The organism is Ktedonobacter sp. SOSP1-85 (assembly GCF_016587415.1).
Lineage (GTDB): Bacteria > Chloroflexota > Ktedonobacteria > Ktedonobacterales > Ktedonobacteraceae > Ktedonobacter.
In genome coordinates this window covers 5,848,303-5,867,339 of sequence record NZ_BNJI01000001.1, presented here as the reverse complement: position 1 = coordinate 5,867,339, position 19,037 = coordinate 5,848,303, and the positions used below count along the sequence as shown (strand labels likewise).

General features: G+C 53.1%; 15 protein-coding genes and 3 pseudogenes. 12 read left to right on the top strand and 6 right to left on the bottom strand.

Annotated elements, in window-relative coordinates; all coding sequences use genetic code 11:
• Positions 1-168: 168 nt before the first annotated feature.
• A complete protein-coding gene (locus tag KTE_RS48950) occupies positions 169-711 on the top strand; it encodes a pentapeptide repeat-containing protein (RefSeq protein WP_201387217.1) in 543 nt (180 codons plus the stop codon).
• A 127-nt stretch (positions 712-838) separates the two neighbouring features.
• Here the strand turns inward: KTE_RS48950 and KTE_RS24530 are convergent, their stop codons facing one another.
• From KTE_RS24530 to KTE_RS24520, 3 genes are all read right to left on the bottom strand, one after another.
• Entirely contained in the window at positions 839-1,705 is an 867-nt protein-coding gene (locus KTE_RS24530) for a DUF1003 domain-containing protein (RefSeq protein WP_201372471.1), read from the bottom strand.
• Between the two features lie 480 nt (positions 1,706-2,185).
• Entirely contained in the window at positions 2,186-2,740 is a 555-nt protein-coding gene (locus tag KTE_RS24525) for a hypothetical protein (RefSeq protein WP_201385618.1), read from the bottom strand.
• Between the two features lie 1,123 nt (positions 2,741-3,863).
• The gene (locus tag KTE_RS24520) at positions 3,864-4,067 is read right to left on the bottom strand and encodes a hypothetical protein (RefSeq protein WP_201385616.1); all 204 of its coding nucleotides are present in this window, start codon (positions 4,065-4,067) and stop codon (positions 3,864-3,866) included.
• Positions 4,068-4,352: 285 nt separating this feature from the next.
• Here KTE_RS24520 and KTE_RS24515 point away from each other — a divergent pair, with 285 nt between their 5' ends.
• Positions 4,353-4,601: a transposase gene (locus KTE_RS24515; protein WP_201385615.1), complete on the top strand. Its 249-nt coding sequence runs from the start codon at positions 4,353-4,355 to the stop codon at positions 4,599-4,601.
• 115 nt (positions 4,602-4,716) lie between these two features.
• Here KTE_RS24515 and KTE_RS24510 read toward each other — a convergent pair.
• Positions 4,717-6,102 (bottom strand): annotated as a pseudogene (locus KTE_RS24510) (ISNCY family transposase).
• Positions 6,103-6,194: 92 nt separating this feature from the next.
• On the opposite strand from KTE_RS24510, the gene KTE_RS24505 reads away from it, so the two are divergent.
• The 5 genes and pseudogenes from KTE_RS24505 to KTE_RS24485 all read left to right on the top strand — a co-directional run bounded on the left by KTE_RS24505 (position 6,195) and on the right by KTE_RS24485 (position 10,256).
• Complete coding sequence (locus tag KTE_RS24505) at positions 6,195-7,007, top strand: hypothetical protein (RefSeq protein WP_201385613.1); 813 nt, start codon at positions 6,195-6,197, stop codon at positions 7,005-7,007.
• 497 nt (positions 7,008-7,504) lie between these two features.
• Positions 7,505-7,663: a hypothetical protein gene (locus tag KTE_RS24500; RefSeq protein WP_201385611.1), complete on the top strand. Its 159-nt coding sequence runs from the start codon at positions 7,505-7,507 to the stop codon at positions 7,661-7,663.
• A 12-nt stretch (positions 7,664-7,675) separates the two neighbouring features.
• A pseudogene (locus KTE_RS24495) lies at positions 7,676-8,443 on the top strand (transposase); the annotation flags it as partial.
• Positions 8,444-8,484: 41 nt separating this feature from the next.
• On the top strand, positions 8,485-9,867 hold the full coding sequence (locus tag KTE_RS24490) for a transposase (protein WP_201385609.1): 1,383 nt from the start codon (positions 8,485-8,487) through the stop codon (positions 9,865-9,867).
• A gap of 38 nt (positions 9,868-9,905) precedes the next feature.
• Complete coding sequence (locus KTE_RS24485) at positions 9,906-10,256, top strand: hypothetical protein (protein ID WP_201385608.1); 351 nt, start codon at positions 9,906-9,908, stop codon at positions 10,254-10,256.
• Here KTE_RS24485 and KTE_RS24480 read toward each other — a convergent pair.
• Together KTE_RS24480 and KTE_RS24475 are read right to left on the bottom strand one after the other, a co-directional pair.
• Positions 10,207-10,965 (bottom strand): DUF4386 domain-containing protein, encoded by a 759-nt coding sequence (locus tag KTE_RS24480; RefSeq protein ID WP_201385607.1) that lies wholly within the window; start codon positions 10,963-10,965, stop codon positions 10,207-10,209. The genes KTE_RS24485 and KTE_RS24480 overlap by 50 nt on opposite strands.
• 59 nt (positions 10,966-11,024) lie before the next feature.
• A pseudogene (locus tag KTE_RS24475) lies at positions 11,025-11,834 on the bottom strand (NAD(P)-dependent alcohol dehydrogenase); the annotation flags it as partial.
• A 501-nt stretch (positions 11,835-12,335) separates the two neighbouring features.
• On the opposite strand from KTE_RS24475, the gene KTE_RS24470 reads away from it, so the two are divergent.
• The 5 genes from KTE_RS24470 (at position 12,336) to KTE_RS24450 (ending at position 18,993) form a co-directional block, all read left to right on the top strand.
• Positions 12,336-13,283, top strand: a complete 948-nt coding sequence (locus KTE_RS24470; protein ID WP_201385604.1) for a reverse transcriptase/maturase family protein — start codon at positions 12,336-12,338, stop codon at positions 13,281-13,283.
• Positions 13,284-13,776: 493 nt separating this feature from the next.
• On the top strand, positions 13,777-15,567 hold the full coding sequence (locus tag KTE_RS24465) for a reverse transcriptase/maturase family protein (protein WP_201387146.1): 1,791 nt from the start codon (positions 13,777-13,779) through the stop codon (positions 15,565-15,567).
• 288 nt (positions 15,568-15,855) lie between these two features.
• Complete coding sequence (locus tag KTE_RS24460; protein ID WP_201383773.1) at positions 15,856-16,212, top strand: hypothetical protein; 357 nt, start codon at positions 15,856-15,858, stop codon at positions 16,210-16,212.
• 25 nt (positions 16,213-16,237) lie between these two features.
• Positions 16,238-17,932: a group II intron reverse transcriptase/maturase gene (gene ltrA, locus KTE_RS24455; RefSeq protein ID WP_201383771.1), complete on the top strand. Its 1,695-nt coding sequence runs from the start codon at positions 16,238-16,240 to the stop codon at positions 17,930-17,932.
• Between the two features lie 173 nt (positions 17,933-18,105).
• The gene (locus tag KTE_RS24450) at positions 18,106-18,993 is read left to right on the top strand and encodes a group II intron reverse transcriptase/maturase (RefSeq protein WP_236600557.1); all 888 of its coding nucleotides are present in this window, start codon (positions 18,106-18,108) and stop codon (positions 18,991-18,993) included.
• Positions 18,994-19,037 lie beyond the last annotated feature (44 nt).

Genomic DNA, 19,037 nt, shown 5'->3' with positions numbered 1-19,037 from the left:
ATGTGGAAACAGAGAGACAAAACCTCTTCTCTAGGTGCCCGTTTTCAGGAAACTGCATCCAATGTACAGTAGAAATAGCAGGTGAATCACATGAACTATCAACAACCTCTTGAGCGTCTCGCGGAGGGCAAAACGCTTTGAAATACGTGGCGACACGACTATGCTGAAATACAGGCGTTCGAGCCTGAACTTCATGGAGTCGATCTCCACAAAGCGGATCTTAACAGTTTTGATCTCCATGAAGCCGATCTGACTGAGGCCAATCTGGAAGAAGCAAACTTGCGAGGGGCAGACCTCCACGGAGCGGACCTGCGCCATGCGAATTTAAAGGGAGCCGATCTCAGTAACGCCAATCTATCGCAGGCACACATGCGTGAGGCAGACGCACGTGGTGCTCTCTTCCGCAACGCAAGCTTGAGGGGAGCTGACTTGAGCAATACTGATCTGCGCGGAGTCGACTTCAACGGAGCCATCCTCGGCAAAGCGAGGTTCAACAAGGCGAATATGTCTGGGGTAGACCTTCGCGAGGCCGACCTTGACAACGTGGACCTGCGGGAAGCAAATCTCAACGGAGCCCTACTCAGCAAAAAGTTTCCTGAGCAGGCACCTTTACCGGAAGGGGACCGTGGAAAAGGAGATCTCAAAAAATCGGTGGAAGCGCAAAAATGGAAATCAAGACGTGCCACCATTGAGGATGACTCTGCGGTTTAGCGTCGATGCCCTGAAGACTTCCGTGCGAAAGCAGCGGGGGTTCTGAGCATTCCTTCCACGCTTCCAGCCTCCCTGCTTGGGCAAGGAAGGCTGGCTCTTGTGTGGGTTCACTCAGATTTTTGGACAGTCAGGGTCTCCACAGATCTGGGTGATGGTCAGTTTTCGTTTCCAAAACGCTACGATGAATAAGGTGGAGCTTCTGTTCCATTCTCTGCATCTGGGTAGCCATCATACTCATCTCCAATTCCGCTTTGAGGTTGATCTGATAATCCAGATTGGCGTTCACGCGATCTTTGGCTGATTGTCGATTCTGGCTCACCAGGACAAAAATCGAGAGGAAGATCGCCTCCAATGATACTGCCATTGTCAGGAATTGGAAGGGGTAAGGATCGAAATGAATGTCATTTCGTCCAACCGTATTTGCCACAATCCAGATCACAAAAACAATAAAATTGATCAGTAGAAAAGGAAGGGATCCACTGAATGCTGCAATGATATCGGCCACGTGCTGGCCAGCAGAGAGATGCTCATCACGGGTGTCATCAGGATTGCGGCTCACGCGTGTGCTGAGAATATCATCGGTGTGTTTAAGGCGATCACCTAACACCATCAGGACATCGAGTGCAGCCTCTGGCCTGCGACGCAAGAACGCGAAGAAGTCTGCACGACTGAGTTCCAATGTGGTGACGGTCTGCTTTGAGGTGGCGCTGGCAGAGCGCGTCTCCCCTGAAAGCATCGACAATTCGCCGAAGAATTTCCCTGAGCCAAGGACATCGAGCACCACTTTTTTTCCTTCGGAGTCTATGAGCCAGAGTTCTACCTCGCCTTGCTCGATGACATGAAAGGCTTCTTCCGTCTCTCCTGCCTTCATCACTACCTGGCCTGGCCGAAACAGCCGTTCAGTCATCAGTGCGCGCAGTTCGCCACGTTCCTCCTCATCCATAGTAGAAAAGAGGGCAATTTCTGCCAGTAACTGTGTGGTCACAATACTCATTGTCCCGTCCTTTCATGAGAATTCTCGCACCTGATTGCCAGTGTAGAGAGCTTCCTGATAAGATAAGAGAAGCGAAAACCCAGACTTTTTTCCTGCAGCCTCAAGCAAGCTTCTTCAACACTGTCCGAACAGCATCAACAAGTTCTGGAGTAAGCGTATGCTGCGTACGAGCGACGTCAGCTATGTGCCATACTGTACCCCACTCCGCTTTGTAAAGAGCATCGCTTCTGACGTGCTTGTCCGTATACTCCCTGAGATAAGCGTCTAAGCGCATGGAAAGTCGCATTTGCGTGATGGTATCACTCATACTGTCACCTCAACAAGAGAATGCTTTGCAGCAGTTCTCCTCTCTCTTTTCACCCAGTGAGAAAAGAAGCTCACTGGGCGTTTTATATCAACCCTTCGAACGCGCTGTCTTGCCTCATCAGTCCATACCCAGTCTCGAATATCCGGCAAGCCTTTAAAGGCACACACTCCATCTCAGGTGAGCCAGGGGAAGCGGCGGACGAGGCTGGTCTGGGTCCACCAACGACCCAGCCCAAAGGTGTTACCTGCGCCGACGACGGCGAGCCCGAGGAGGACGAGCGCGTAGACGATGTGATTGTCCATGAAGATGTTGTCCTGGGGCGGCAACGACGCGCTCCACATCAGGACGAGTAGGACCGCTCCGGCGACGGCAGCGATCCGCATCCCAATGCCCAGCAGCAGTGCCAAAGCGATCCCAAGGAGGCCGATCATAAACATCCAGTTCACCCAGCCAGCACCCGCAATGGAGTGGTAGATGCTCGCAAAGGGGCCAACCGCGCCACTGAGGAAGCCATTGCTTGGCGAACCTCCGTTGATCCATGCGTGGGCGGCGGTCGTCTCGTGGCCGAGTCCGAACGTCTTGTCTAGAAACGGCCACAGGAAGGTCCAGCCCAGGCACAGACGGGTTATTGCCCACAGGTAGCGAGCCGTCACCTCGTGGGACAGGAAGCGGGTTGTCTTCGTCTCCCTGGCTGGATCCACGGGGGTCGTAAGATGTATTTGTGTCATAAACGTTCTCTTTCTGGTAGTGTTGCAAAACAGCTAAGAGGAAGACAGGAGACATGCCGTTTTCTTCCCTATCCCTTGGGGGAATGACGCTCAATGGACTATGGAAGAGAAAAGATGTGTCGAGTAGGAGAACACGAAGTCAATAGGTAGAGAGGGTTTCACTCCAGTAAACCACGACGCATTTACACGAAGATATCTCAAGTGAGATGTCTCTTGTTACATGCGTAACATCCTGGTAGCGTGTGTTGAGGGACAAATAGACCTAAATGCTTTCTTTCTCACCATCAGATGGAGTTGCAAATGCTGAGAACTATTCTTCGCGTTAAGAGTGGTACGTAGACCACAGCAAAAAAGCTTCAGAAGTCGGAGCCTACCTCTGGTTGGAACAGAAACCCGGATGATTGGGCTATTCTTGGCCATCGAAAATCGGAGCAGACATGGATTTTTGGAATTTCTGAGAGGGTTTTCGCTCTTGCACGGTAGTGCGCATCAAGTCATCATGAGAGGCGAGGAACGAGCGTAAACGCAGGATCTCCTCAGAAATGGAAAGCCAGGCCGCTGGCCGCTCGTCTTTGCCATAAATCCTTCTGCAGTATTGGCCCGCGAGACGATGGATGTGTTGGTCCTCCAGCAAAAGCACGGCATCAAACTTGCGTTTGGCGACGTCAATTCCCGCGTATGCTCTGGGGAGAGGTGAGGAAGGAGGCATATATCCCTCCCGTTGCATGTTCCAATGAACCCACGAGAAGAGAGGCTAACTCACATGAGGATCATCCTTGTATGCAAGCTCATCTCGTGCGAACGAGAGGCAAGAGTTTACCGTCCGATCTGGCGAGTTGAACAGGAGTGGGATCGCCATCTTTCGTTCGAGGTCGACGCCTCATGGGTCAAGCTAGATTCAGCGCTCCCTGCTCCCTTCTCACACCATCTCGTGGTGTATCCACTCCTCTCGTTCTGTGGTAAACATACAAGCGGGTCAAGGTCACATTGGCGGATCGCCAGATGTTGCGTGCCAAGATCCGTGCCGAGGAGAATGAACCGACGCAACATCCTGATCGCGAGGTCTGTGAGGACCAGAACTGGTAATTGATCGTTGTGCTGTGTTGTATGGCTGCGCCTGTTTTTAATCCACATGCTCCCCATGGTTGGCATCCCTCTCATACAACACTCGCAAGCAGCCAGTATGATCTTGGCCTGTTCCCATCCCTTTATCAGTGACAGTATGGACATGCCAACCAGCTTTTGCCATTTTCTTTAAATCCTTGCTAAATTGATCTCGCGCCTCACCCTTAAAAAAATTCGACGTATAAGTCTTGACTTGTTGCATTTACTCACTTTTCCTCTCATGAGTTACTGTGAATCACAGAACTCTCTAGGCGTTTCATCCCTATGGAGCCACGGTTATCAGATGACATCGTACATACGAGAAATGAAAGAGGGTACAACGGCAAGAGAGTGAAGAAGGTTATCTCAGAATCGTGTTCCTATGATGAAAAGGGTTTAGAGCCTCTTTCTTACGAGGAGTGTAAGAAATGAAGGATATTTATGTTTATCTTTATATAATACGCTATTTTATAAATAAATACAATAGATGACATGAAGTCATGAAGTCATGAAGTGGTATTGTCAACTGCCTGCGCAGAAGCCTCCCACCGGCCGACCAGCCACTGATCATCGTCTGGTGATAGAGGGCATGCTGTGGGTCGTGCGCACTGGCTCGTCCTGGCGTGAGTTGCCCGAACGCTTTGGACCCTGGTCTACCGTAGCGAGTCGCTATCAGCGCTGGTGTAAAGCGGGCATCTGGGCACAAATTTTGCACGTCTTGCAGGCGCACGAGGTTTCCGTTTTCTCGTCTGCTTGAATCATTAACTGTCACTGTAGTACTAGTTTGCACTGCGAAATGGGTAAACAGGCTTGAGGAGCCGAAGGAAACGCAACAGTTGTGGGGAATGGTTGTGCTTCTCTCTGGTTGAGCTTTATGCGGCTGTGGTCTGGGCAATATGGCGCAGGTTACTGGCGATGACACCCAACCCGAGCCAGCGCTCCATTCCCTCTTGCCCGTGATACGCACTTTTGCGCCATCCATAATCGCGCCTCAAGCTGGCAATTCAGCCCTCGATGCCCGCACGCCAGCGATAGCCCCGCCTCCACCTGCGTGCCTGCTGCTCTCTCTTGCGTTCCTCGGAGATCTTGCCCTCCGCTGGGATTGCCACCAGCTTAACCCCTGCTGCCTCCAACAGGCTCGGCGTCTGGGCCGAATGCACTCCTCGATCGCCTGCCACCAGATGAGGGGGATGGCCCAAGACCTGCTGGTGATGCGCTACCGCCTCGATCGCCTGCCCATGCTCATGAGGATGCTCCAAGATCTCATAGCGAGTCACCATCCCTCCCTCCACTTCGTCCAGCATCACCTGTCGACCGAACTCGACCAGTGCTCCTCCTTTGTGGCGAGGAATGGCTCGCGTGTGCGGCTCAAAGAGGCTGAGCACCTTCTGCTCTGAGGGGACCTTCTTGCCTTCGAGCACCCGGCTACGCGCTTGCGCCATGACGCGCTCCACCAGGGGCAGCATGTGCTGGGCTTGCTGCAAAAGCCGCTTGGCCTCAGACTCGCTCTGCTGGCTGAGTGCCTTGACCACGCGGGTGGTCTGTCGCACCATCTGTTCCGTCGTCTCGATCAATTTTTGGTACAGCTGCTTTTGCTCGGCCTCTTTGGCTTCTCCTTTGCGCCTCAACTGCCGATGGAGCCGTTGTGCTGCCCGCTTGGCTGAGCGCAGCCGCGAGCGACACATCTCTTTGAGTGAGCCCGCCTCTTGCGTGATGACCTCTTTGGCCCGCTTCACGAGGCGAGAGAGCACCCGCACGCTGTCCACCAGCAGGCCGCTGTCCGTCGGATGATGGATCTGGGTCTGCACACAGGTCGCATCCAGTCGCAGTTTGCGCCCCTTGGTCGCTTTGGCTTGCACTGCCAACTCCACCACACGATCATTCAAGGCATGCAGCGTTTGGGGCCGCAAGGTCTGCAACCAGCGCAGCAGGGTCGTTTCATCGGGCACCTGCTGAAAATAGACACGGCAGAACCAGCGCAGCACCAGGCTGTCTGCAACCCGCTCTTCGGTTTCTCGGTAACTCCACTGATACAGATGTTTACAGATGAGCATGCGCAGGATCACTTCCACGGGCGTCGAGTGCCGCCCATGCACCAGCGTGAAGCGATGCCGCTTCCCCAGATCGGCACGCACCTGCTGATACAGCAGGTCATCCTCCAGCAACCGATCCAATTCTTTGAGCACGGGGTCGGTCTGTGCGGCCACTTCGGGCACTCGCGCAAACACGTCTTCTGGCTGATAGCGGTCCACAAGCATACGCTCTTCCTCCTCTTTTCTGCTCCTTTCTCTCTTTCTCCCACGAATGATTCCCCCTCCTCCGCTTCACAAGCTACTTGAAGAGGCCCATTTTGCAGGGGATACTAGTACTAGGTATCATCCTTCACGAAATGTTGACGGGCGAACCACTTCAGGACATGGATACAGCATCTCACCTCCTCACGCTGTCGAGTGAGGTTGATACTGTCATCAGAAAAGCAACAGCCCAGAAGCCCAGTGATCGCTATCAAGATGTGCATGATTTTGCCTATGCTCTGCATGTAGCTGCTGCTCAACTGTATAATGATCAAACGATGGTGACACAAGCAACCCTGCCTCCCGCAACAGCAACGAGAAGCAAACCCTGGATATCTTTCTCAGTGCCAGGCATTCACTCCGTGTTCTCAACGCCTCTACGAACCCTTCTGGCCATAGCTCTCGCTGGATTCTGCCTTGCCTTCTGCATTCTAAGTGCGCAGGCCTTTTCCAGACCCCCGACGATCCTCCAGCAGCAAGATTTGACCCTGCAATCCTCTTCTGCATCGAACGATCTTGATGAAGCAAAGGTAGTCGTGGAGCAGTACTATCAGAACTGGGAGCAGAAAAATTATCAGGAGGCGTATGCGCTTCTCGATCCCTCCTACCAGCAGCAATATTCCTATCAGACCTTATTACCTTATTATCGGCATACTCACAAAAGTTGTGTGAACCTTGGTCAGGCGACAAGGATCTCAACAACACAAACCCGCGTTGACGTAACCGATAACGCAATTGAAGATAATCTTGCGGATGGAGGGACTGCAACGAATCGCTATGCTGGGTATTTCATAGTGAGTCAGCAGGGCAACGTATGGAAGCTGACACCTTATCTCCACCTTCAGTCAATTCATGGGACCTGCTATTAACACCTGCAGAGGCTTTCGCTCGCCCTTCTTAGGATAGGGTTACCGAGCATGTCCATTGATGGGTAATGATTGCGCGGCTGTCGTCACTTCCTCAGGGAGATAGTCAGAGTGTAATCGTCGCATGGAGAGCTTCCCTGTTTTCTCCCACTATGCCACAGTTGGGGTAAATACGCGAGTTGCTAGGACTAGTGAGTCTTACTTTATTCGCCGCTCTTCTACGAAGCGCTAACGGTTTCTCTCTTCGTGGTAAAAAGCACGAAGAACGGGCGGGTTTTAAGGGGCTTGCTCAATTTCGGTGTTTAAGATCATCAACAGGCGAGAGTGAAAGGTTTTCTTGGCTTCTAGAGCGATCTCTTGCTATACGTTCATAACTCTACAACAATGGATCCACCGAAAGTGATACTGCTGGCGAACCTTGGAGCAAGCGATCATACTGAAAGAGAGAAGGAAGTAAAGGAAGGAAAAAACGGTCAGGGAAAGCCAGGAGGAAACAATCGATGTCACTCAAACCGCAACCGATGGCACCAGTCCCTCAAGAAACCGCCCGAGTCGCCCGTGCAGCCTACCCCAAAGGAAATCTTTACATGCAGATGCGCGATGTGTTGGAAAGTATCTACACCGATGAAGCGTTTCAGGATCTTTTCCCTAAAGAATGACAACCAGCCGAAGCGCCCTGGCGACTGGCCCTGATCACGATTATGCAATTTGTGGAGAATCTCTCTGATCGGCAAGCCGCCGATGCCGTACGAGGGAGAATCGATTGGAAATATCTCCTCGGCCTCGATCTCACCGACGCGGGTTTTGATGCCACAGTGCTTTCCGAATTTCGCACGCGTCTTCTCGAAAAGCATGCAGAACATCGCTTGCTTGAGAGTGTGCTCACGCTCTTTCAACAGAAAGGCTGGCTCAAAGCGCGCGGAAAGCAACGCACCGATTCTACCCATGTGCTCGCAAAGATTCGTGCCCTCAATCGTGTGTTGTGTGTCTGGGAAACCATGCGTGCCGCTCTCAACAGCCTGGCAGCGGTGGCCCCTGATTGGCTACATGCCCATAGTCAGCACGAATGGGTGGAACAGTATGGGCTTCGCAGTGAAGATTCGCGCTTGCCAGTGGGGGAAGCTGAACAAGTCGCTTTTGTTGAAGTAATCGGACAACAAGGGAGAACATTGCTTGATGCCTTGTATGAACCCATGGCTCCTCAGTGGCTCCGTCAGGTTCCAGCTGTCGATATCTTGCGAGAGGTGTGGATCCAAAATTACCAACGGGTTGAAGACGAGGTTCGCTGGCGTCCATCTGACAACATTCCACCTCCCTCGCGTTACATCGGTTCTCCCTACGACGAAGATGCTCACTACTCCAACGTAAATTTTGGCCAAAATAGTGGCAGCAAGCTTGGCAAAAGAAGAGCTTGCAAAGAAAAAGATGATGGTCTCTAGCTCTTGCAGAAAGTCAACCAAGCAAGAGGAGAATCATCATCATGACAGAATCTACGATGAAACTGACCCAACGTTTTACCGGATGTGCGAGCCTGGCCGCACTGGGCATCAAACTGCGCACCCTGGATCTGCTGGCACCGATCCGAAAGCTCGTTCAGATCCCGCAGAAGACCGTGAAAGACACGCCCTTTGAGAAACTGTCCGATGCCTTCATCAGTATCCTGGCGGGAGCCACAGGGCTGGTGGAGATCAACAGCCGCTTGAGGAGCGATCGTGCGCTGCAACACGCGTTTGGACGGACGCGCTGCGCCGAGCAATCGGTCGTCCAGGAGACGCTCTCTGCCTGTACCGCCGAGGCGGTGAAGCAAATGGAGCACGCGATGAAGCTGATGTATCGCCAACACAGCCAGGGCTATCGGCATGACTACCATCGGCAGTTTCAAATCCTGGATGTTGATCTCACGGGTCTGCCGTGTGGCAAAAAGGCTGCTCTGGCGACCAAAGGCTACTTTGTTGGGGCGCGCAACCGCCGTGGACGGCAATTGGGCCGTATCCTGGCGACCCGCTACGGGGAAGTCGTCGTCGATCAACTCTTTGAGGGCCGGACCAAACTGTCCGAGGCGTTTGTGCCTCTGGTTCAAGCTGCCGAGGAGATCCTGGACCTCAATGGCGCGAAACGCGCGCGCACCCTGTTGCGGGTGGATGCTGGGGGTGGCAGCCTGAACGACGTGAACTGGTCGCTCACCCAAGGCTACCAGATCCTGTGCAAGGATTACTCCGGCCAACGTGCGACTCGCCTGGCAGCTTCCGTGACCCGTTGGGTTGACGATCCCGATGAGCCGGGTCGGCAAGTTGGATGGGTCGAAGTGCAAGCGCCGGAGTATGTGCGGCCTGTGAGGCGCATCGCAGTCCGTAAGCGCAAACCTAATGGACAGTGGGGCATCGCGGTCCTGATCTGCAGCCTGCTGCCCGATGAGGTTGAAGAACTCAGCGATGGCCTGCTTGTCCACAGTCTTGATCCTGTCAAGGATCTGCTGCTTGCCCACCTGCATCTCTACGATCAGCGTGGAGGTGGGGTCGAAACCTCGTTCAAAGGCGACAAACAGGGGGGTGCCCTCGGCAAGCGCAGCAAAAAGCGGTTTGAAGCGCAACAGATGGTTATGCTCTTGGGCAGCCTGGTCCACAATGTGCTCGTCTGGGCACAAGAGTGGTTGGCCGTAACGACCTCTGCGGTGCAGCACTACGGACCTTTGCGTTTGGTGCGCGATGTTTTTCATATCAGTGGCTTTCTCCTCCTTGATGCGTGGGGGCGCGTCCGTCAGATCGGACTCAATCAGGATGCTCCGCTGGCTCCTGTTTTACTCAGCCCTTTCCAAACGCTCGTCGCTCCTGCGCATGTCGCCATTTATTTGGCCAAAACTTAGGTCCAAGAAGCGTAGCACGACGTGGGTAGGAGACATGCGTGCATCTCACTGAAAGTTGTGAAGCGCATCTCCCGTTGCTCATCACCCATGTGGAAACCACCTCGGCTCCCGTCTCCGATGACGCTATGACGGCAACCATTCATGCCGAGCTTGATCGCAAGCACCTTCTCCCAACTGAACACATCGTTGATACAGGCTATGTCGACGCCAAGCTCCTCGTTGAAAGCCAGCGTGACTATCAGGTCGATCTGCTCTTCACTGTTGGCATGATACGATCCTTTCATAACCCAGATGGCCCGTGCCAATACGGCGGATTGACGCGGGCCTTGCATTGCGGGCTTAGCCGCTCACGCGTGCGACGCGCATTCTGTCGAGGGCGATCACGTTGAATCCCTTCGCGAAAAGCCAGATCGGTAGGAGGAATTCGAACAGGCCTCCGGGAACGAGTCCAACCAGTCCCAGGCCAGCCACCGTGTCGACGATGCCCAGCATGTCCAGCACCGAAACCCCCAGTAACGCTGGGTAGCCGATGAGACCGAGCACCGCTAGCCATCGGGGAATGAGCCTGTTCCTGAGCAGCATGTAGCTCAGCATCAAGCCGCCGAGAGCGGTGTAGACATAGACCAGCATCAGTGTCCAGTGGCGCAGCGCGACGAGAAGGGTGCCGAGCGTTTCACTACTCGCCCCATTTGTCGCCGTTGCACTCAGGGTCACCAGCAAGAGCCCGCCGAGACCAAAACCGACAGCAGCGATGGCGAGTTCCGCAATCCTCGCGCCCGCGTAGCCAAGGGCGAGCGCTGGATGCTGCCGTTTCAGAATCGGATACAGCGCGACCGCGAGTCCGGCGGTTGCGGTCCCTTCGATGAGCGCAATCAGCGTCGCTGCGATCATGAGCTGCGCGCGGTCGGCGACTGCGGCCAAGAGGTTGTGGGAGCTCAGGATCGGTGTCATAAGCACATTGCTGATGATGAAGGTCGCGGTCGAAATGAGAAACAGCGCTCCAACGAGCACAGCAGTTCTTCTGTGCGGGTTCAGGTCTTCCTCTTTTCGTTCAAGGACATTGGGCGAACTCTCTGTGTAATGTACAATTGCATTCATGTTTGTCTCCTTCTTCTTCATGCGTTGGGGTGAGGGGTATGTGTTTTAGTCGTTCAATGTTATGCCACAGTGATAACCACTTTTCCTTGGGCATGTCCTTTTTCAAGATACCGAATAGCTTCAGCCGTCTCACGTAACGGGTACCGTCTATCGATCACAGGGACGACTTTTCCGGTTTCGAGAAGCTCTTTCATAAGAGCCAAATCCCTTTGGTTTGGTTTCTTCAACACGTTGCCCATTTTCTTCCTCCCGGTCATTGAAATCCATGGCCCTAGGAGCATAGCCTGGAACATTTGAGCGTTGGCCCCTCCGGTCATGACATACATCCCCTTGGGACTCAATGCACGCTTATACGCTGAAATCGGATGATATCCGTTGGCAGCAAAGATAAGATCATACCGCTGTTCATTTTTGGTGAAATCTTCTTGCGTGTAATCAATGACGTGGTCTGCGCCAATCGAGCGCACTAGGTCGACATTCCGCGTGCTGCACACGCCAGTCACTTCAGCTCCGAACGATTTGGCAAGCTGCACGGCAAACATCCCCACGCCACCGGACGCCCCATTGATCAGCACCTTTTGCCCGAGCTGTATCTGTCCTTTTGCGCGCAGACCCTGCAGGGCGGTGACTCCGGCCGAAGGCATGGCCGCTGCTTCCTCGAACGAGAGATTGGCCGGTTTCAACGCCAATGCATCTTCGCGAGCACAGACATACTCAGCAAAACCGCCAAAACCGCACCCGGATACGTCACCGAATACCTCATCATCTTGCTGAAACTGCGTGACGTTTCTGCCAACTGCTTCAACGCGCCCCGCTATATCAGCACCGAGGATGGTATTCTTGGGTTTGAGAACGCCACTCACAAGGCGGTGCGCCCTGAGAGGCGCAAGAGACGTTCCCGCTGGAGAGCGGGGCAACTAGAGTAATGTTGCTAATCCAGCACCTTACCTGGACCCGAAAGGGCGAGGGGACAAGAGCATGGTGCGAAAAGGCCGGTGAAACCTGAATCCCACAGGTCAGAGGTCGGTCAGGAAGGGTGTATATGGTCAAGGCTGATTGCCTCAACCCAAGTCATGGCGGTTCTTGGAGTCGGCTCACAGGCGAAAAAGGGATCGAGGCCTGCGTCTGGTGCTGTACAGAGATTCGCCTTGTCTGTGCAGAACTCTCACCAGAGCCAGCCCACAGGGAGTGGGAAACGACGTAATGGGGACCTACGTACACACCGCGTTTCTTGCGTAACCAGGGGATAGCCTACGTCCCGTGAGGGATACGGCTACGGAGTTGCCATAGTACCCAAACGCTCACCGTAATGGGAGAGACAAGAGGAAGGGCAACAGAGAGTCCATTCTAGTGATAGGAGGTTGACCCGGATGGGTCAGACGATCTCAGAGCGACTAGAATACCTCCGCAAAGCCAACAGGAACAGACAGTGGATCAATGATGATCTCTATCGGCTGCTGTACAAGCCAGGCTTGTACATCCTGGCCTACGAGCGCATCAAATCGAAGCCTGGGAACATGACTGCTGGAACCGATGGGGAGACATTAGATGGCTTCTCGATAGAGGCCATTCAGACTATCATTCAGGAGATGCGAACCGAGCAGTTCCGCTTCAAACCCGTGCGGACCACCTTCATCCCGAAGGCCAACGGAAAAATGAGGAAGCTTGGCATTCCCTGTGTGAGAGACAAGGTGGTTCAGGAGGCCATGCGCCTCATCCTGGAAGCGATCTACGACAGCCCCTACGGCCCCTACTTTCGCGAAACCAGTCACGGCTTTAGGCCAAACTACAGCTGCCACACAGCATTACGCGAGTTCCGAGGAAAATGGTCAGCAGTCAACTGGCTCATCGAAGGGGACATAAAAAACTGTTTTGATGAGCTAAATCATGGCGTCTTAGTCAACACGCTCCGCAAGAAAATCCACGATGAACGATTTCTTAATCTGATCCGGAAACTGCTCAACGCTGGATATATGGACCTGCATGGAAGGAAAAAGGAGAGCCTGATTGGTTCCCCCCAAGGCGGCATTCTCAGCCCAATTTTGGCGAACGCTTACCTTCATGAACTCGACGAATTCATTGAAGGTCTTCAAGCACAGCACGAAAAAGGCAAAAGGAAGCTGCGCAACCTCACCTATCAACGGCTCGCCTGGCAAAAGAGCCGCATGGTCAAACGCGGAGAGACCAAGACGAAAGAGTTTCAACGCATCAGCCAACAGATGCGGACCCTCCCCACTCTCCAGGTAGATGATCCTGGCTTCATCAGGATCAAATATCTGAGATATGCAGATGATGTGCGCCATTTAACCGGCTGCTAGATCCCTCTCCCAGAGAGGAGAAGTTTGGAGGAAATGACTTCTGGGTCACCCAACCTACCTGGAGATGAAAGTCGAAAGGGAAAGGAGCATGTTGGGAAAGCGGAAAAGGCGTGAAGACGCTGAAGCCTTGTTCTGCAAGACCCGCCTGATATGGTGAAACCTACACTGGCTGAACCGCAGCTTCCAGCGATGAAAGCGTACATTCCCCGATTACAGCGTCTGTTGCGGGGTCATCCTCATCGGGTGTCAAAGTCGTCGGCACCTTAACCCTCCAGAGGATGAGCGGTGGAGAACGACTCCACTCAAGGGAGCGAACACGGCACCTACGTCAGGCTCGATACGTCTAGCAATCAGGGAACTTGGGATGGCCTACCCCGCGAGAGCGGCACGGTCACGGAACCATCGTAGTAGTCCGCGCAAGGGAATACGTAACCTTGTACATGGCGAAGGATGGTAGGTGTTTTCGATACTCACCACCAGAAAGGTACGCGAGATGCGAGATGCCGATCAGATATTGAGTATCATCCATGAACGCGGTAAACAAGGATTGCCGCTGGAACGAGTCTATCGACTGTTGTTCAATCCTGCTTTGTACCTTAAAGCCTACGGAAAGATCTACAGGAACGATGGTGCCCTCACAGCAGGAACCACGGAAGAAACCGCTGACGGAATGTCCATGTCCAAAATTGAAGCCATCATTGAAGCCCTGCGATATGAGCGCTACAAGTGGACACCTGTACGCCGCATTTACATCGAGAAGCGACGCTCGAAGAAATTACGGCCACTCGGACTCCCCGCCTGGTCAGACAAACTGCTACAAGAAGTGATGCGGTTAATCCTCTCCGCATACTACGAGCCTCAGTTTAGCCCAACTTCCTACGGATTTCGCCCAGGACGAGGTTGCCATACTGCTCTCAATGAGATCTACCACAAGTGGATAGGCACAAAGTGGCTGGTAGAAGGCGATATTGCTCAGTGCTTTGACGCACTTGACCATACGGTCATGATGGCAATCTTGGGGGAGAAAATCCACGATGGTCGTCTTCTTCGGCTCATCGAAATGCTCCTGCAAGCTGGCTACCTGGAGGAATGGTGCTATCACGCCACCTACAGTGGCAGTCCACAGGGTGGTATTCTGAGTCCGCTACTAGCCAACGTCTATTTAGACAAATTGGACAAATTTGCCGAACACACTCTCCTTCCAAAGTACACACGAGGAACGGTACGAAGAGAAAATCCTCCCTACACCTCTCTGAAGCTTCGAGCTTCATGTCGGAGAAGATCAGGCCAAACGGAAGAAGCAGAACGGCTCCGCCGACAAATGCAACAGATTCCCGCACTTGATCCAACCGATCCAAGCTACAGACGCATTCGGTATGCAAGGTATGCGGATGATTGGCTCATCGGTTTTAGCGGTCCACGAGAAGAAGCTGAAGAAATTAAGCAGCAGATCGGAGAATTTTTGCGCGAAACACTCAAGCTCCAACTCTCCGAGACCAAAACGCTTATTACCCATGCGCAAACGGAAGCTGCCCAATTCTTGGGCTATCAGATCGTGATGTGCAAAAACGACCAGAAGCATGACTGGCGTGGACACCGAAGTCTCAACGGTCAAATTGGCCTCAGAGCGCCCATGCACGTCATCCAAGAGAAATGTCAGGAGTATTTGCAGCACGGAAAACCCGTTTCCCGAAAAGAACGAACAGAGGATACCGTCTACAGTATCATCTCTCAGTATCAACAGGAATACAGGGGATTGGCAGAATACTACCAACTAGCGGGAAACCGCTATCAACTCAATCGACTCAAATGGGTGATGGAGCGATCACTGGTGGCAACACTCGCGCAAAAGCTGCGCATTACGGTCTCTCAAGTCTATGACCGCTACCAAACCACCGTCGAGACGCCACATGGTCCCAGAAAAGCGCTACAAGTGACTGTAGAACGAGAAGGGAAACAGCCACTGATAGCACGATGGGGGGGAATTTCTCTGGCTCGAAACATGAAAGCAATCCTTGAAGACTCCCTACCCTGGACGTGGGGACAACGATCAGAACTGGAAAAACGGCTTTTGGCCAATGTCTGTGAACTCTGTGGTTCTCAGATGCAGGTAGAAGTCCATCACATCCGGGCTTTGAAAGACCTCCAACCCAAGGGACAGCGAGAACGACCACGATGGATGTATATCATGGCAGCACGGCGGCGAAAAACCCTGATCGTTTGTCGCAAATGCCATGAAGACATCCATGCTGGACGAGCTAATGGACAGCGCATACGGACTTGAAAACACTGGAGAGCCACGTGCTACGGAAACGGGCATGCGTGGTTCGGCGGGGGGCGTGCGACACGAAGCCGTATGAATAGCTGTGAGATTTGAATGAACAGAATCTCACCTGGGGTTCTGCCCTCAGTACCCTACCAAGACATGCGGTTGGAGTAATCCGGCGGTGTGAAGCTCTTGGGACAATGGATGCCTCGCTTGCAAAAGTGGTAATGAACCCGCGAGGAGTTCACTACGACTGCTAGCATCAAAGCGGTCGGGAACTAGGGTTGGATCGTATGGTTAACAGATGTGAACTGCCTAAAACGTCGTCACCGAAAACAAGCCAAAGATGCTGACAGGCTTGAGCCAAAAGGCAGTGTGGATCGGTCCAGGGTGTGCCCCTTTACCCTGGCGCAGACGCTGTATCCACCGGCGCAGAGGCAGAACCTACTCGATCCGGGTATGCATACGGAACGTGGTAAACCCGTAGTCCTCCCGAAAGGGACAGCCAACCGCAAGGACGGCCTATGGGAATGCGGGCAAAGGAAAACGGAGAAAGCGAAAGCCGCCTGCAATGGGGTGGATAGGGATTACGTCGAGAGACAACATGATCCCGCGCGAAAGCGAGCAGACTTCCGTTTGGTCTTTCTTGACGAGAAAACTTGACGAACAGACACAGGAGGCAAAGCAGATGACAGCGAACATGTTTGCTGGTGCAGCTTCCCACAGCGAGATGAAATGGCACCAGATCAATTGGTCAGCCGTTCACCGCAATGTGCGTCGGCTCCAAGCGCGTATCGTCAAGGCAACACAGGAAGGCAAACGGGGCAAGGTGAAAGCCCTGCAACGCTTGTTAACCCACTCGTTCAGTGGCAAAGCGCTTGCCGTCAGACGAGTGACGGAAAACCAAGGCAAGAACACTCCTGGAGTAGACAAAGACATCTGGAATACTCCAGAAAAGAAGGCAAAAGCCATACAATCGCTCAAGCAACGAGGCTATCATCCTCAACCGCTGAAGCGGGTGTATATCCCAAAAAGCAACAACCAACTGAGACCCCTCTCCATTCCGTGTATGTCGGATAGGGCCATGCAAGTGCTCTACTTGTTGGCGCTTAGTCCTATTGCCGAAACAACAGGAGATCGGAACTCATATGGGTTTCGACCAGAGAGGTCCACAGCCGATGCCATCGAACAGTGCTTCACTGTGCTGAGCCACAAGTATTCAGCACAGTGGGTGCTCGAAGGAGACATCAAGGCGTGCTTTGACGGAGTCAGCCATTCATGGTTAGAGGCTCACATCCCGATGGAGAAGAGCATCCTCCACAAGTGGCTGAAGGCGGGCTACATCGATCAACAGGTCTTCCACCGGACAGAAGAAGGTACCCCTCAGGGGGGCCCAATTTCACCCGTGCTGGCTAATCTAGCCCTTGATGGACTAGAAAGCAAGCTACGGGCACTCTATCCAGGAGATCGCCAAAGCCGAAAGGCGAAGGTGAATCTGATACGATTTGCGGATGACTTTGTGGTGACAGGGAGTTCAAAGGAACTGTTAGAGCACGAAGTCAAACCTCTTGTGGAACAATTCATGAGGGAACGAGGGTTGAGACTCTCTGAGGAGAAAACCCTCGTGACGCATATTGAAGACGGCTTCGACTTTCTCGGACAACATGTACGTAAGTATCATGGGAAGCTGATCATCAAACCAGCCAAGAAGAACGTGAAAGCGTTCCTGGAAAAGGTCCGGAAGGTCGTGAAAGATCACCGGGGAACCACAGCTGGGCAGTTGATCCTGTTGCTCAACCCCCTTATTCGAGGATGGGCAAGGTATTACCAGCATGTGGTCAGCAAAGAAATCTTTCAAGATGTGGACAATGCCATCTTTGAGATGTTATGGCAATGGGCCAGAAAAAGACACAACAACAAACCGCGACGATGGATCAAGGAGAAGTATTTCCATGACCATGAAGGACGGCATTGGGTCTTTTCAGGCATGGTGATTGGGCGAAACGGCATGTGGGAAACGGTTCGACTGTTCCGCGCTGCCCAAACACCCATCAAGCGGCACATAAAAATCCAGGGAGAGGCGAATCCCTTCGATCCCGCGTGGGAGGTGTATTTCGAGAAGCGCCTTGGCGTGAAAATGGAAAGCACCCTCAGGGGAAAGAGGCAATTACTCATGCTCTGGAAAAACCAGAAGGGGCTTTGTCCTCGCTGTCACCAACGGATCACCAAACTGACAGGGTGGCACAACCACCATCAAGTCTGGCGATCAAAAGGAGGCGGGGATCAGCTCGAAAACCGGGTGCTGCTCCATCCAACGTGCCATCAACAACTCCACAGCCAAGGGAATACCGAGGTGGAGCCGTGTCCTGAACAGGGCATTTGAAAGGCTTGAGCTGCTTGAGGGGGAACTCTCACGAGCAGTTCTGAGGGGAGGGGACGATGGCAACATCGTCTCCTTACCCGACCGGGGGAAAAGGGCTATGTATGTAGCACCTCGCCTGCGGCCTACCCGACTGGATCGTCGGAATCTGGGGAAGCCATGCGCTGGCTGAACAAGTGAAACAGGAAATCAAAACCTTCCTGAGCAACCGCCTTCAGCTTACCCTCTGTGAGGAAAAAACACGCATCACCCATGCCCGAACCGAAGAAGCCCTCTTCTTAGGAACACGGCTGAAATTGGGAGCAGAGGGAGAAGCCAAACTGACCCTGACTACCAATATGTGGGGAAAGAAGTTTAAACGTCGCTCGACTGGATGGGAGACCATGATGAAAGCTCCCCTGCCCAAGCTGCTCAAGCGATTAAGCGACCGAGGCTTCTGCACGAAAGAAGGCAACCCCATTGCCAAATCAGGCTGGGCCTTTCTTGATCCAGATCAGATCATCCTTCTGTACAGCAGCGTCAATCGCGGCATTCAGAACTACTATCGATTCGTGGATAACTGGGCCCAACTGCAAAGAATCCAATATATTCTGCAATACTCACTGGCCATGACCTTAGGGCGAAAGTTCCAAATCTCGACTCCCAAAGTCTTTAAACGCTTCGGGAAAGCCCTCACCTATGTCATCAGAGACAAAGAGGGAAAAGAGAAAAAGACGATCTCCTTTTATCTCAACCACGATTGGACCAAGAACAGGGACGCCTTTCAAAACAGAGAGCGTGCCGATATTGACCTTATCCGATCAGAGATGTACATGAGATCACGCTCAAGTATCGCCAACCCATGCTGTATCTGTGGGGACACGCTGGACAAAGCGCAGATTGAAATGCATCATGTCCGCCATGTTCGGAAGCTCTCCGACAAGCGGCAAGCTACAGGCTTCAACCGCATCCTGCGGATGCTTAACCGAAAACAGATTCCTGTCTGTAAGACATGTCATGAAAAAATCCACCGAGGGAAGCACGATAGTCTCAAACTGTCGGACATGGCATATCTACCAACCTGAGAAGCGAGCAAAGGGACTCTTGGAGAGCCGGATGCGTCGAAACG